This is a genomic window from Bacillus sp. FJAT-52991, assembly GCF_037201805.1.
In the GTDB taxonomy this organism is placed as follows: domain Bacteria; phylum Bacillota; class Bacilli; order Bacillales; family Domibacillaceae; genus Bacillus_CE; species Bacillus_CE kandeliae.
Genome location: NZ_CP147404.1, coordinates 931025 through 945848, shown reverse-complemented (window position 1 = coordinate 945848; position 14824 = coordinate 931025). Strand labels below are relative to the sequence as shown.

The 14824-nt window shown below is 39.9% G+C and carries 13 protein-coding genes; 6 read left to right on the top strand and 7 right to left on the bottom strand.

Features of this window, described 5'->3' with window-relative positions; genetic code table 11:
- The first annotated feature begins 22 nt into the window (after window positions 1–22).
- The gene (locus tag WDJ61_RS04930) at window positions 23–514 is read left to right on the top strand and encodes a YajQ family cyclic di-GMP-binding protein (protein ID WP_338753542.1); all 492 of its coding nucleotides are present in this window, start codon (window positions 23–25) and stop codon (window positions 512–514) included.
- A 55-nt stretch (window positions 515–569) separates the two neighbouring features.
- Here the strand turns inward: WDJ61_RS04930 and WDJ61_RS04925 are convergent, their stop codons facing one another.
- From WDJ61_RS04925 to WDJ61_RS04910, 4 genes are all read right to left on the bottom strand, one after another.
- The gene (locus WDJ61_RS04925; RefSeq protein ID WP_338753541.1) at window positions 570–2075 is read right to left on the bottom strand and encodes an alpha-amylase family glycosyl hydrolase; all 1506 of its coding nucleotides are present in this window, start codon (window positions 2073–2075) and stop codon (window positions 570–572) included.
- A gap of 238 nt (window positions 2076–2313) precedes the next feature.
- Window positions 2314–2676: a YisL family protein gene (locus WDJ61_RS04920; RefSeq protein WP_338753540.1), complete on the bottom strand. Its 363-nt coding sequence runs from the start codon at window positions 2674–2676 to the stop codon at window positions 2314–2316.
- Window positions 2677–2752: 76 nt separating this feature from the next.
- Window positions 2753–3628 carry a fumarylacetoacetate hydrolase family protein gene (locus tag WDJ61_RS04915; protein WP_338753538.1) on the bottom strand — a complete coding sequence of 292 codons (876 nt, stop codon included), beginning with the start codon at window positions 3626–3628 and terminating at the stop codon, window positions 2753–2755.
- Window positions 3629–3647: 19 nt separating this feature from the next.
- Entirely contained in the window at window positions 3648–4802 is a 1155-nt protein-coding gene (locus WDJ61_RS04910; RefSeq protein WP_338753537.1) for a DUF418 domain-containing protein, read from the bottom strand.
- A gap of 89 nt (window positions 4803–4891) precedes the next feature.
- Here WDJ61_RS04910 and WDJ61_RS04905 point away from each other — a divergent pair, with 89 nt between their 5' ends.
- The 5 genes from WDJ61_RS04905 (at window position 4892) to WDJ61_RS04880 (ending at window position 6739) form a co-directional block, all read left to right on the top strand.
- Entirely contained in the window at window positions 4892–5113 is a 222-nt protein-coding gene (locus tag WDJ61_RS04905; RefSeq protein ID WP_338753535.1) for a spore germination protein, read from the top strand.
- Window positions 5114–5124: 11 nt separating this feature from the next.
- Complete coding sequence (locus tag WDJ61_RS04900; RefSeq protein ID WP_338753533.1) at window positions 5125–5352, top strand: spore germination protein GerPB; 228 nt, start codon at window positions 5125–5127, stop codon at window positions 5350–5352.
- Between the two features lie 28 nt (window positions 5353–5380).
- Complete coding sequence (gene gerPC / locus WDJ61_RS04895; protein WP_338753532.1) at window positions 5381–5947, top strand: spore germination protein GerPC; 567 nt, start codon at window positions 5381–5383, stop codon at window positions 5945–5947.
- A gap of 194 nt (window positions 5948–6141) precedes the next feature.
- Window positions 6142–6495, top strand: a complete 354-nt coding sequence (locus tag WDJ61_RS04885) for a spore germination protein GerPE (RefSeq protein ID WP_338753529.1) — start codon at window positions 6142–6144, stop codon at window positions 6493–6495.
- A gap of 25 nt (window positions 6496–6520) precedes the next feature.
- The gene (locus WDJ61_RS04880) at window positions 6521–6739 is read left to right on the top strand and encodes a spore germination protein (protein ID WP_338753528.1); all 219 of its coding nucleotides are present in this window, start codon (window positions 6521–6523) and stop codon (window positions 6737–6739) included.
- A gap of 75 nt (window positions 6740–6814) precedes the next feature.
- Here the strand turns inward: WDJ61_RS04880 and addA are convergent, their stop codons facing one another.
- From addA to WDJ61_RS04865, 3 genes are all read right to left on the bottom strand, one after another.
- On the bottom strand, window positions 6815–10549 hold the full coding sequence (gene addA / locus WDJ61_RS04875; RefSeq protein WP_338753527.1) for a helicase-exonuclease AddAB subunit AddA: 3735 nt from the start codon (window positions 10547–10549) through the stop codon (window positions 6815–6817).
- On the bottom strand, window positions 10542–14036 hold the full coding sequence (addB, locus tag WDJ61_RS04870) for a helicase-exonuclease AddAB subunit AddB (protein WP_338753526.1): 3495 nt from the start codon (window positions 14034–14036) through the stop codon (window positions 10542–10544). The genes addA and addB overlap by 8 nt, the downstream gene beginning before the upstream one ends.
- Window positions 14037–14153: 117 nt before the next feature.
- Complete coding sequence (locus WDJ61_RS04865) at window positions 14154–14765, bottom strand: TVP38/TMEM64 family protein (RefSeq protein WP_338753525.1); 612 nt, start codon at window positions 14763–14765, stop codon at window positions 14154–14156.
- Between the last annotated feature and the right edge of the window lie 59 nt (window positions 14766–14824).

Here is a 14824-nt window from a genome sequence, read left to right as displayed (position 1 = left end):
TACTTAATTGTTGGAGGTTCCTATGGCGAAAGAAAATTCATTTGATATTGTCTCTCGAGTAGACTTTTCAGAAGTAACAAATGCTATCCAAATGGCAATGAAAGAAATTCAAACACGCTATGATTTCAAAGGCAGCAAAAGCGAAATCAAACTAGATAAAGAAGAACTTGTATTAGTATCAGATGATGATTATAAGTTAGAGCAATTGAAGGATGTTTTAATTGGTAAATTAATTAAACGATCTGTTCCAATTAAGAACTTAGACTATGGAAAAGTAGAAGGCGCATCAGGCGGTACCGTTCGACAACGGGCAAAAATGGTGCAAGGAATTGATAAAGATACAGCTAAGAAGATTAATGCACTTATTAAACAAAGCGGATTAAAAGTGAAATCGCAAATTCAAGATGACCAAATGCGCGTCACTGGAAAGAACAAAGATGATTTACAACAAGTAATGGCAGCTGTTCGAGGAGCTGACTTGCCTGTGGACGTTCAATTTGTCAATTTCCGCTAATTTTTTATTCCAAAAAAATCCTTCGAAGCCTGCAAGGACTTCGAAGGATTTTTGCTTATCTTGCTGCTCTTCCACGTTTCCAAACAAGATAGATGAATACCATAAAAATAATATATACAGCAGCAAGTGCAACAATAAAGGAGATATTAATTCCTGATTTGTCAGCTAAAGCAAATATCTCTGATTGTTCTCGATCAAGGATAATCGTGTATTCTCCATTCTCCTCTCGAGATAAATTATCATTCAAAAGACCACGTAACTCTTTATCATTAGCAAGCTCTTTTGCTGGAATCGTTACTTTTTGCGTTTTATCTGTATTATTGATAGCAACAATGATTGTTTCATCTTGATATTTTCTCTTAAATACGACCATGCCATCTTTTTCATATAACGGCTCATATGACCCTCTTGTCAAAGCTGGCAATTGCTGACGAAGATCTCCAATCTTCTTCATATAATCAATAAGCTCTTTGTCGATTCTAAAATTCATGAGACCATGGTTTTCTGTCCCTTCTCCTCCATCAAGAGCAATTTCTGATCCATAATATACAACAGGTGTACCTGGGATTGTATAAAGATAAGTTAAAGCGAGCATCCAACGAGTTCCTGGAAAATTGTTTTCCTGAACTGTATCACGAGTAAACCTTGTCGTCTTATTCGTATCTAAATAATTAGCAGATAATTGCGGGTCTTCCCATGTCGTTTCTACTTCTTTTAAAAGATTCGGAGTTTCACTTGAGCTTTGATTGACAGTTTTGAATTGTTCACGTGCCGGAGACATCATTGCCCCATTCATCATTCCATCTAAGCCAGCTTTTTGGTATTCCGCAAGCTTGCTTACATTCACATCTTCCTCACTGCTTTCCCCAAGTAAATAAACGTCTTTATCCAATTCTTTAGAAAACTTTTCCCAGAAAGAGACAGGTGCAGATGTCGCATCACTTAAATAATAACCATCAATTTTTGCCTGCTCGATCCAATAGTTCGCCACTTTAATGAGCTCTTTCGTTACTTCCTCATTTTCCAAGTTGAGCGTTGCCATTTCTCCAAGCCATTTCTCAGGTCCTACTTCACTTTTATTTGTAAACCAGTCTGCTTTTTCAGCATCTTTTGTCCAAGGATGAGTCGTGCTCACACGCGTCACTGGAAGATCGATAAGCACCTTTAGATCACGCTCATGCGCTTCATCGACTAACTTTTTCAGCTCTTTCATTGTTCCAAATTGCTTATTTGTTTTATAAAAATCAGTCGTCCAGTAGCCATGATAGCCACCTTTTTCATTTTGAAAAACTGGACTAAGAATCAGTGTCGTAAATCCCATATCCTTAATATGATCCAGTCTGCCAGTAGCACCTGTAAAATCACCGCCCTGATAAGCTGAAGGATCATTATTATTGACTTCTTGATTATTTTGATTATCGCCATTATTAAAGCGATCTATCATTAAATAATACATGGTTTCATCTTGCCATTTGCGTTCTTCTTTTTCTGCCGCACTAACAGGAAAGGCGTATAAAAGAAGAAACGGTAATAATATTAACGAGCACAATCTCCTTTTCACTTCCGCTTCCCCCCACATCTAAATGATCATATCGCTTTTAAGATTACGCTTTTGTACACATTACGTCAAATAACAATCAAGAAAGTTCAACAAAAATACAAATAATACTTGGACATCTAAAAAAGTGTGGCATGAGATCTATCAGATTCTGTGCTAACCTAGCAATCTACAAAAAAAGCCCAGCTCCTTCACTAGCCATTTGTTGACATTTAGTGGAGAAGCTAGGCTTTTGTACATATTAAGCTAAGAAATTCAGCCCCATTGGCAATTTAAATCCTAAGTAAAGAGTAATAATCAACAGCAAAATTGCTCCAATTAACAATTTGCTCGTTTCTTTTCCTTTTTTCTTGCGCACTAACACCATTTCCATTAAACCAATGGTAAAGATACCTGCAAGCATCTTCATGCCATAAAGCATGTCATTAATCGAATGATGTTTAATAAAGAGCAATAACCCTGTCCCTAACACAAGGACATAAAATAATCTTAATCCCATATGCGCACCTGTTGAATATTTTCCAAGTGCGATAAAAAACAAGATGATAGCAATCACCCATGTCGTAATATGTAGATGGGTACTGTTAAAGAATAAACTTTCCATTTTCGCTTTCCCCCTCCTTTCTCACCATCTTCATAGTAACACGTTCCGGAATTAGAAGAAAAGTAAAGGCTACTTTTTAGCGAACATTATTCTTTAAAGTACCTACTTTTTCAATCGTAATTTCCACTGTATCGCCAGATTTCAATAATTTAGGCGGATTCATCCCAAAGCCTACCCCGGCTGGAGTACCTGTCGCAATCACATCCCCTGGCTCTAATGTCATCCCCTTAGAAAGCGTGGAAATAATTTCATCAATAGGAAAGATGAAATACTTTGTATTGGATTGCTGACGAGTTTCTCCATTGACTTTCGTCTCAATATTTAATTGATGCGGATCTTTAATTTCATCAGCAGAAACAATCCACGGTCCCATTGGGCAAGTGCCATCTAAACTTTTGCCAAGGAAAAATTGCTTATGGCGCTTTTGAATATCGCGAGCCGTCACATCATTAATAATCGTATAGCCGAAAATATAATCAAGCGCGTCTTCTTTTTTAATTTCTTTCCCACGCTTACCGATGATCACACCTAGTTCCCCTTCATAATCAAGTGCTTCTGTCAAATTGGAATAGGCAGGAATTGAATCTTGGCAACCAATGACCGCTGTTGGCGCTTTTGTAAATACCATTAAGTCTGTTGGAATACTTTCTTCCCCGCCCATTTCGATCGCATGGTCACGATAATTTTTGCCGATACACATCACATTTTTAGACGGTCGTGGGATCGGTGCTAACCACTCGATGTCACTCGCAGTTATTGCTGCATCTATTCCTGCTTCTTCCACCCATTTTGCTGCAACACTTGGTAAATCCTCTACTTTGTCAATAGCTTCGATCAGCGTATTTGGCAATTGCTCACCAGCCAATGCTAGTAAATCCCAAACAAGCTCCTCTTTTTCATCATATACCCCATATGTTTCTTGTCCCTTTACGCGAAAACTAATAAATTTCATTATTTCTCCCCCTTATTCTTTATTTAGTAAAATAAGTGACTTTCCTCCATACCTGTTCCATTGGACCTCTTTTAAACTTAGATAACCATAATTCAGAAAATACCACTTGTACGGCAAAAATAGCTAATACAAGCCAGATTCCTGTTGTTAATGTAATTTGACCGTAAAAGCCTAGTCCGTAATGATAGAAAATTAACGTGCCAAGCACTGACTGTAATAAATAATTGGTTAGTGACATTCGACCAACAGAAGCGAAAGGCTTCCCTATTTTTTCGGAATACTTCCACTTGCCAAAGACAATAGCTAGTGCTACATAACTAATAGCTAACAATGGACCCCCGATGGAATCTTGAATGAACACATAAGCGAGGTTAGGTTCAGCAACATACGGTAATGATTTTAAAATCACGCCCGTTACAAAAAAAGATATAAATGTCATTATAGCCCATTTAGGTTGATTACCCCATCGAGAAAACACTTTTAGCTTCTGAGCCCCAGCGCCAATGAGCAAATGAGGAAAAATTGAAATCAGTTGAAAAATCGCTGAATCCAGCCCATTTGTCAACAACCAGTCCTGAAAACGCTGAGCACTAATCTCCGTAAAACTTCCACTTCCATACGCAGCCATTGACTGATTGACACCCATAATATCCGTCCACAGCACAACACCTGTTGGATCCGTCTTCGCCATTAATAACATCAGTACTCCTAGAAAAACATTAGGAATAAATAATAGTAAACTTCCAATAATTATCAATGTTTTTCCAGATAAGCGCAAAAACAGCAAAAGTAAAAAGCCAAGCACAGCATAATTAATTAAAATATCGCCGGACCAAATCAAAAATGCATGAATAATTCCGATCAACAACAGAAAAGAAAAACGGCGAACCCCTATTAAAGTATACGACATTCCTCGATTCATTGCACTTTCCCGCTGCATCGCTACACCAAATCCAAACATCATCGCAAACAACGGATAGAAGCTTGCTTGGACAAAAATATCAATCCAACGATAATTTTGAAAATCTTGGGCTGCATCCCACCATTCAAAGGGGTTATAGTACAAATACGGCGAATGAAAAGAGATCATATTTACTAAAAAAATTCCGAGTAACGCAAAACCACGCAAGCTATCTAATAATTGAATGCGGGTCTTTCCTTCTAAAGCTGCCATACAAACACATTTCTCCCCTTCCATTTTCACAATTCTTGTTCATTTACATATCATATCATTAAATATAAACAAAGAGGATGTGAAATGTCTTGCCGGCTATTATTGGAACAGCAACGATCATCAACGTCTCTTCGGGTGGAATTTTCAACATTGGGGATGTATACCAAATCCATCCAGTTACTGAATCAAAAACATTTTCTGGCGCTGGTTCATTCAATTATGGTCATGGCTTGACAGTTTCTTCTGGAATTTCTCATACCAATCTTTTTGATGAAGCTCGAGTGAGCCAAGAAACAATAGGAACTATTTAGGAGTTATCCCTATGAACATTTATGTCTCCCAATCAATTAATATCCGCTTTTTGAATATAGGTGGCATCTCCAGTTCTTCCATGCTACAAATTGGAACTTGCGGTAAAGTAGAGCAGTCCTCCTATTCATTAAATACAGGCGGTTTTTCTGGAAAGGCCCCACAATTAACAGGTTCGACTATCATCACAGAAGGCCCTAAAATCCCACTATTTCTTATTCCGTTGCAGCCACCTAGTTAGATAATTCATTTCGAACGGAGGGAACACGATGGAAGTACCGCCAGAAAACAACATTGTTTGGCAATGGATTCAATACCAGCAAAAACAAATAGAGTCGTTGAAAAAAACTGTGCAGGCCTTACAACAAGAGGTAGTTGAATTGAAGAATCGCCCAGCAATGTCAGTCGATAAAATTGAATACTCTTTTGATCAATTAAAAGTAGAAACGCTGGCGGGTACACTAAACATCGGCTTAAACCCTGCAGAATTAGGTGCCATTAAAGATTATGCCGTCGATTCAACAAGTTCGCACACACCAAAAACTGCACAGCAACTTCCTAAACTGCTAGATGCCTCTAGAGAATTTCTTGAAACACACCTTGATACAATGATTAGTGACTACGAAGGTCAATTACAGCAGTCGGTCGATCCGCAAGTGAAGGAACATATGAAACAAGATTTATTTAAACAACTTCCGCAAAGAATCAGCTTTTACCTCGATCAATGCAAGGGGGAACCGTCTGAAAAACAAGAAGAGATTGTACTATCAAAAATAAAAACAGATATTCAACAGGCATTGTTCGCCTTTATTAGTAAACTTCCTAAAATGGGGTGATGATAGTGAATTTGCAAGTTATTAATCGAGAACTTGAAGTAGGGCAAATTTCAATCATTGGTGTTTCCAGTTCTTCTTATTTTCAAATAGGCGATACCGACACCATTCACTTGTACTCTACGCTCGATACACCGCCGGAAGCAATAATTATTACTCCGTACGTCCGGCTTTAACAAAAGGTTGAAATAAAAATTATGCGTATCTCAATCGTCGATCACATTCATGTCATCACTGTTCTACTCGGCGCTGTCATGGAATTCGGGGACGTTGAACAAATCCCAACCCAATCCTCCGTCTTCGCTTCTCATCAAAAAAGTGAAGACTTGTTCGATGACAAAAAGCCGATTGGGATTCCCTTGCCACCCCCAACTGTAATTTGCGCCAAAGAAACATCTGGGATATCCACTTTGAACTTGTATCCATTTATCCATGTGAAGCAAATTGATATTAATGGAGTTTCTACTTCTGGGATTGCCTTAATTGGATCCGCCCGCCAAGCGAACGGATACTGTACTTTGAAAAATGTACGAAACCTATCAGATCGCTGAATAAAAAGTAGAAGGGGAGGTTTTTATGCCCGCTGTCCTTGGTCCGTTCCAAATTTTCTCTGTGTCTGGTGGTGTTATTCATTATGGGGATACATTAATCATCTCCCCCAAAAACAGCGTCAAATCCTCAGCAGGAGGAGGAGGGTTGAATACGGGAGCATTTATTGTTACTTACACTGGTTTAAACAATAACGCAGTATTTAATACCACCGGCCTCGATCAGCCAACGATCGGTAATCTATAAAAATCCAAAAACAAAAAGCCAGAATTATCCACCATCCTATTGTATGGTGAAAAAGTCTGGCTTTTATCAACAGATTTAATTTAGTTGAAGCGCGTAAGCCCCATCAAAAAAGAATAAATATTTTCGAGCAATCTTTCGTTTCCAAATTTGTTCAACAGCTTTTGCGTACAAATCAATTTGCAAGCGGTAACGAGCTTCAAGCACGGGACGAGCCTCATCAAATCCTCCCGGAAAACGACCCGCTATTTTATCTGTTTTATAATCGAGCAAGTAAAGCTCGCCGTCTACTTCCATTAAACAATCAATCACTCCTTGGACGAGCACGATTTCTTCTAGACCATTCCAATCCGCATGTAATTCACTTGCTTTTACCCCCATATTAAATGGCGTTTCGCGATACACATGATCGGATTTCAGCAGCATCTGCCCCACTTCCGTCTTAAAGAATGAAACAATACTATTCGGGTTAATCACCTCTGCCTGCTCATTCGTCAATAGCTCTCGCTGTATGAGCACCTCTAGCAAAGAATGAATGTCTGTCTCTGTTGGCGGCTCGTGTAGCGGTACATGTTGCATCACGGTATGCACAGCTGTTCCGATTTCAGCTGGAGAAAGGGTCTTTTCCTGCATGAAAGCCGGGCGATTGAAAATCGGACGCTGAAAGCTTTTCACTAGTTCATTTTCTGCCCCTTCATTATAAATTTCATTCATCCGCTTTAAGTCAGATACCGACTGCTTCGAGCGCAGTTTAGTCGCCATTGGATTCGAGTATTGCCAGCTCATCCGCCCAATAATTTCTTGTTTATACGTTGAAGAAATATCCATTGGTTCACTGTTTTCTACTTTACTTTGCCAATCTCCCTGTTCTGAATCATCCTCTCCCTCTATCTCTAGCAAGCTTTCCGGCTTCACAGTTTCTATCTTCCACCTTGAAGGGTGGCTAATGATTTCAGGAAGAACGTCTAGACTTGGCCCCTCACTGAGCGCCCAATCTCGATGCCTTACAAGAGCTGGACCAATCCAATCAAAATAAGAGACAGCCGCCGCTCGGTCTGTATCATGTAATAACCAATCTTTACTGCTCCGGCCTTTTTCCCAATTTGATAGCAATTTGTCTACATTTTTCTGTGTTCCAAGTAAAAATAATTTCTCTTTTGCTCTCGTTAATGCAACATAGAGAACACGCATTTCTTCCGCTAATAGTTCTAGTCGTTTTTTCCGTCTTAAAGCAAGCTGTGGCAATGATGGGTAGCTAATTCGCTTTTCTACATGAATATACTTGGCAGCAATCCCGTAGTCTTTATCGAATAAATAGGATTGGCGTAAATCCATTAAGTTAAATTGTCGGCCAAGCCCCACAACAAAAACCACAGGAAACTCTAACCCTTTACTTGCGTGAATGGTCATTAACCGAACGACATCCTCTTGCTCATTTAAGGCTTTCGCTTCACTTAAATCATCCCCTCGCTCCTGAATCCGTTCAATTAATCGTAAAAAGCGGAACAGTCCTCTAAAGGATGTTTCTTCATATTGTTTTGCTCGGTCATAAAGCGCACGAAGATTGGCTTGCCTTTGCTTTCCTCCCGGCATACCGCCTGCAAAATCATAAAAATGAGTATCTCGATACAGCTGCCAAATGAGAGAGGATAAGGCTCCATTTCTACTGATGGTTCTCCAACTGAAAAGCTTCTCAAGAAATTTATTAATCTTTTCATGAAGTGCTTCATGTTCTGCAGCTGGCTTCTTTTTGGCAAACGCTTGAACCGCTTCATAATACGTGCTCTTTTTGGAGGCAAGGCGAATAATCGCTAAATCATTTTCCGAACAGTCAACAATAGGTGAACGAAGCACGGAAGCAAGCGGGATATCTTGATACGGATTGTCGATTACTTTTAACAATGACAACATAATGACCACTTCTGTCGCTTGAAAATAACCGCCGGAAAGCTTCGCATAGATCGGAACTCCGGCTCGTCGCCCCTCTTCCATGATTTCCCCCGCCCATGGCATTGACCGTAGCAAAATGACAATGTCACGGTATTGAATTGGACGCTCTGTGTTCGTTTTCGGATCATAGATCGGATATCTTGATTGCACCAATTCTCTAATCTTTTGCACAATCCATCTCGCCTCTAGCTGAGATTGCTCTGCATCTTCTAAGCCTGCTTCATCCTCTTGCTCAACTGTTCCTGCTTGCTCCATAATCGTCACTTCTACAGGAACAGCAAATTCCTCTGGATAGTCCGCTCCCTTCACAAGTTCAGCTTGTAAATCGTATTCTATTTCTCCTACTTTCACACCCATGATCTGCTTAAATAAATAATTCGTTCCATCAAGCACTTCTTGACGACTTCGAAAATTCTTCGCTAAATCAATCCGCAAACCAGTATTTTCACCTGTTGTTGAAAACCTTCTATATTTACTCAAAAATAAATTCGGCTCCGCTAGACGGAAACGGTAAATACTTTGCTTCACGTCCCCAACCATAAATAAGTTGCCTTCTCCCTCTGCACCTGATGTCACGAGACGAATAATCGACTCCTGCACGAAATTGACATCTTGATATTCATCTAAGAGCACTTCTTTAAATTTCTTCTGATACAAAAGTGCGGCTTCAGAAGGAACCAATTCAGCTTCTCCTTCTCTAGGATCGGCTAAAATGGCTAAAGCAAAATGCTCTAAATCACCGAAATCGACAATCCCTTTTTCTCGTTTCATCACTTGAAACTTATCAGTGAACTTCTGCACAAGTCCAGCAAGAGCAGCAATTACTTCTTTCATTTCCTTCATATCACGCAAATAGCTTTCAGGCTTACGAGAAAAATAGTCTTCCTTTAAAGCAGTAATGATTTTCTTTAACTCGTTTCTTATATCTTTTGATTTCTCAACTAGCTCCGGATCATATTCCTCTCCTTTACAAGTTTTCAAAGTAGAAAATTTCACTGACTGCATTTCTTCATACAAGCTTCGCCAAGACGCAACAGACTCTCGAAGCCGTTGAACCGTTTGTTGGTCATCCGTAAAATTCACGATTCTTGGAGACGGCCCCCCTGGTATCTTCGCCATCATCAACAACTCATTAACTAGTGATTCCGCCCCTTCAAGCTGCAGCTCGATATCGAATTTCAATGCATCCATAAACGGTAATTCATCAATATTTGTCGTCTCTTCATCCACATCATAGAGCTGTGGTAAACGATGCAACCATTCTTCCGGACGGGGATGGGACTTAGCAAAATCATAAAGTCGGCTCACAATCGTTTGTAATTGCGCATCACTACGATCATTAGAAAAAGTATCGACTAGGCGGTAAAAATCGTCATTTTCTTCTTTACCGTATTCTTCTTCAAATAAATCATCTAAGGCTTCATCCCTTAATAATGCCCCTTCTGCCTCATCAGCAATTCGAAAAGAAGGATCGATATCAATCAAATAATAATACTTGCGAATCACTTCTAAGCAAAACGAATGCAATGTCGAAATGGATGCTTTATTTAATAAGCTCAGCTGTTTACGCAAATGCTTAGAAGTCGGATCAGACTCCATCGCTTTTTCTAGTGCTATCCCAATCCGGTGCCTCATTTCAGCGGCTGCGGCGTTGGTAAACGTCACAACGAGAAGCTCATCGATATCGATTGGCTCGTCTTCATTTAGCACTTTACGAATGATCCGTTCAACAAGCACGGCTGTTTTCCCTGAGCCAGCAGCCGCAGCTACTAAAATATCTGTTCCTGTCGCTGTGATCGCTTTCCATTGATCATCTGTCCAAGTCGCTCCCGCTGGCTTTTCTGGAATCAATTGCTTACTCACGTTCATCCCTCGTTTCACTCATTTTTTGAAAAACTTCTTCTTTCTTATGCGGCACAATCGTACGATAATGATTATCTTCAATCATGTCATCAAACTGACAAACTGGTCGATAAGAACAAAAGTCACAAGGCGTCCGTTTTTTATATTGATAAGGGGCAATATCGACCCGGCCAGCGACAATATCATCTCCAGATTGCTGATAAATGTTGCGAACATGTTGACGCATCTGATCAAACTGCTGTCTGTGAGCGACTTTCGAACTTTTCGCTAGCTTACCATTTGATTTATTAATCCCGGCAGAAATAATTTTAGAATTTCCTCCTTCAAGACTCGTATCCATTAGGCGGACAACCTCTTCTTCTGCGAGTACGAGCCCCTTCATCTTAAAGCTTTTGAAGATTTCCTCTTCAATTTTCTCGATTGTCATCACCTGTTTACTATTAATCATTGGATTATGAACATGGAAATATAGCACACCTGCCGGATGCGCCTTCTCTCCAACAAGCTGCTGCGAATAGGTTAGCACAATATCCAAATATGTCAGCATTTGCAAGGCGAATCCATAATATACTTCCGTCATATCTAAATCCCGGCCACTCGACTTATAATCAATAATTCGCAAGTAAACTTCTTCATTATTCCTTGCTTGATCGACGCGATCAATTCTTCCCGCTAAAGCCATCTTTGTTCCATTTTTTAGCGTAAAGGAAAGTGGCGGTAGCTCAGCTTGCGGTCCAAAGCCAAGTTCAATTCCGACAGGTGCAAAGCCGCTCACTCTTGCTTGCCCGCTTAAAATATAAGAAGCTCTGCCGATAATTTGTTCCAGCTTGCGACCGATGTATAGATGGCGATTGGAGCTTAATAAAATTTGATTTTGCAGTTTTGGTCCTAAATGAACCACGGCTTCTTTTGCCAACTGTAAACACTGCTTTTCAGTCAGCTTGCCCCAATTTAGACCTCGTTTTTCAATTTCTTCCGCAATCCATTTCAGAGCCCCGTGAAACAGATCTCCGATATCTGGTGCCTGTAAGCGATAAACCTCTCGCTCTCTTAACTTCAGACCATGGTTGGCAAAATGAGAAAATGGGCAACTATTGAATAATTCCATTCTTGAGACACTGGCGAGTATTTCTTCTCCATATAAACTTTTACTGACGTGCTCATCTAATACTTCCGCCTTATTTTTATAAAATAGACTTGAAAACACCACACTCGCTTTTTCTTTTTGTTCCGGTGTATTGATATAAAAATTGTAGACATCCCACCAATAATCGTACATTGGATAGCCAAGTCTTTTCAATTGAAGCTGAGTGGTGATATAAGATAGCGTTGGATTCGGATGGCAAACATATTGCAAGCCTTCTCCCTCTTGCAGTTCCGACGGGTCATTCATAAGCGACCTCTCCTCTGCGAGCGGGAACATCTCCTTTAGTCTTTTTATAAAAAGAGAGGGCTGCAATGCCTTTCCTTCTTCATCAGCAGTCGGATAAGAAATATATAACCGGCTCGATGGCGTCGTAAAGGCTTTATAAGCGATAAACTCTTCATCTAGAAGCTTTCTCTTACTACTTTGAGCAAGCTTCATCCCTTGCGAAAGCAATAGCTCACGATCATCATCTGCTAATACACCATCTTCTTTCATCTTTCCAGGTAGCACGCCATCATTCACACCGATAATGAAAGCTACATCAATATTTGCCAGCCTAGAAAGCTCAAGATTAGCTATCATCACTTGATCTACAGCGGCAGGCACGTTAGAAAATTTAAGTGTTTCTAGTCCAGCATCCATCGTGGCAGCAAATTTCTTCACTGTCATTACTTCTTCACCAAGTACTTCTACGTACTGATCTAGTAATTCTATGACCGCACTCCATGCTTGACTATGTTCTCGCGCTGTAATTAAATCGCCACGTTCTTGCGCTTCCATGCTCAAGTTTTCAAGTTTTCTCGGGACCTCTAACTCCTCCAAATATAGATAAAACGCTTCGCAAAATCCTCTGCTTGTCTTCGCTTTTTTCAATCGGCGAGACAGACGCGAAATCGGTTCTGAAATGACAAGCTTTAATTCATTCAATTCCCTTTCTATCCGCTGCTCTTCATCCGTTTGCACTTGATTGACTCCTTCAAGCCCACGATAGCGTCGATAACTCCACTGCTCTCCATTCGTCCACCGTTCACCTCGGATACCATAAGCCAACACATAATTTTCTAAACGATCCATTTGCTCGCGTAGTTTATGCCAATCTTTCTTTAATGGAAATAACAAGTCAGTTTTTACCGCTCGAAAGACGGGTTCATATCGCCAATTACTAGCCAAAATTTCCAAGGTTGCTCGGATTAACTCGATGACTGGATGATTGAACATTGGACTTTTTTTATCGATATAAAATGGGAGATCATAATCATGAAACACTGTTTCAATCTCTTGCTGATACTCATGACCGTTGCGAACAAGAATTGCCATTTGCTTATAACGATAGTCATCCTCTCGTGCAAGCTTTCGTATTTCTCGAGCAATCCCCTCAATTTCGGCACGTCTATTCGTAGCTTCTAGGAAACAAATCGAAGTCGAATCGTTATATGAAATCACTGGACGATGATCAAAGTTCTTTTCTAAATGAATCAAACTCTCTTCTTGATAACGTCTTGGCATCGTCAAAAGCTGATCTTCTTCCACTTGCACACCGCTGCTTTTTGCTAGTTCATAAAGGGTCGAATACGTTTCAGCTGTTTGTCGAAACAAATAAGTATCTTCAGGTATGTTTGTTCGAAATGCTTCATCGACGGTTAAGGCAATGGTAACTCGTGTCGCATGCTTCATAAGCTGCTCAATTACTTCATATTCTTGAGGCGTAAAGCTATGAAAGCCATCGATATATACCTCTGATTTTTTTAAATAATCCGACGAAGCGACTGCCTCTGATAGCAATCGTAAATAATCTTCAGAGTCTACGTATTTCCCAATTAGTGACTTTTCAAACTCGCTGTAGATAGCTTGCAAGTCGTGAAGTTTATCTGCTAATGCTTTTGAGCCTTTTTGTTGCTGAACTTCCTCTCGTGTCTCAATTAATTCCTCTGGTGTCACACAATAGCGTTTAAACTCCGTCAGCATCGCTTCAACATGGCTAATAAAGCCATTCTTATCTGCTGCTGTAGCAAAAATTTTCAAGTCCTCTTTTTGATCTTCAATAATTTTGCGAATAAGTATATTTAAACCTGCTGAAGAAATGTGCTTTCGGCTCATTCCTCCTGTTTCTTGCAGTACACGCCAGGCAAGACGGGTGAAGCTATAAACTTGTGCGCGGATCACTCCTCCAAGCGCTGGATCAGAAGCTAAATCGTATTCTGACAAAAATGTCATTTGTTCTGGAACAAGATAAATCACAGGATCTCCTATCGGCTGCTCTTTCACTTGGTTCTTTATCTCATCTAATATACAAGCCGTTTTTCCCGTTCCAGACCGACCGAGTATAAACTGAATCGACATATTTTCTCCTCCCATCATGTCTATTATCTTTATTATAACGAAAAAGCCTATTAATTTTTTATCATGGTCTACACAAATGACCTTCGACAAGCAATCAAAAAAAGAGCTGACACGTCATCAGCCCCTTTCTCTCGTTCCTTGTTTGTTTAGGTGGGCTTCTACTTTCTTTCCACCAAGCCATAAAATCAAAATAACGGTTGCTACTACCACTGTTCGTATAGGCTGCTCAATTAACGCAGCCACATCATGTCCAATAAAACTAATAGTGAAAATCATCACAAATTTACCTGTCATAACGGCCAGCAAATATTGTGTCACACTAATATTAGAAAGCCCAGCCACAATATTAACAACTGCAGAAGGTGTGAATGGAAAACAGAGCAACAAAAATACTGGAGCAAACCCGTGATGATCCAACCAATTCATTAATTTTTTTACTTGTTTATGCCTTTGCAGAAATGAAAGCATCCGTCGCTGACCATAATTTCTCATGAGCAAAAAAATAATAAATGCACCAGTGACCGCTCCTCCCCAAGACAAAATAAAACCAAACCACAAGCCAAAAGCATTCACATTTGCCAAAACAAATACAAATAAGGGCAAAAACGGAAGAAAGGCTTCTAGCAACGGTAAGATAAATCCTGGAATAGGGCCAAATGACTGATAACGATCAATTAAGTCCATGATCTGTTCGAGTGTGAACCACTCCTTTATACTGTTCAGGTCCATAGCAGCTTTTCCCCTTACTTAAACAAACCTCTACATTAGTTTTTTCTCATTTTATCATA

Coding starts and splice junctions, on each gene's coding strand:
- gerPC (WP_338753532.1), top strand. CDS start 5,381: ATGGAAGTACCGCCAGAAAACAACATTGTTTGGCAATGGATTCAATAC.
- WDJ61_RS04880 (WP_338753528.1), top strand. CDS start 6,521: ATGCCCGCTGTCCTTGGTCCGTTCCAAATTTTCTCTGTGTCTGGTGGT.
- WDJ61_RS04915 (WP_338753538.1), bottom strand. CDS start 3,628: ATGAAATTTATTAGTTTTCGCGTAAAGGGACAAGAAACATATGGGGTA.
- WDJ61_RS04865 (WP_338753525.1), bottom strand. CDS start 14,765: ATGGACCTGAACAGTATAAAGGAGTGGTTCACACTCGAACAGATCATG.
- WDJ61_RS04900 (WP_338753533.1), top strand. CDS start 5,125: ATGAACATTTATGTCTCCCAATCAATTAATATCCGCTTTTTGAATATA.
- WDJ61_RS04910 (WP_338753537.1), bottom strand. CDS start 4,802: ATGGCAGCTTTAGAAGGAAAGACCCGCATTCAATTATTAGATAGCTTG.
- addB (WP_338753526.1), bottom strand. CDS start 14,036: ATGTCGATTCAGTTTATACTCGGTCGGTCTGGAACGGGAAAAACGGCT.
- WDJ61_RS04885 (WP_338753529.1), top strand. CDS start 6,142: ATGCGTATCTCAATCGTCGATCACATTCATGTCATCACTGTTCTACTC.
- WDJ61_RS04930 (WP_338753542.1), top strand. CDS start 23: ATGGCGAAAGAAAATTCATTTGATATTGTCTCTCGAGTAGACTTTTCA.
- WDJ61_RS04920 (WP_338753540.1), bottom strand. CDS start 2,676: ATGGAAAGTTTATTCTTTAACAGTACCCATCTACATATTACGACATGG.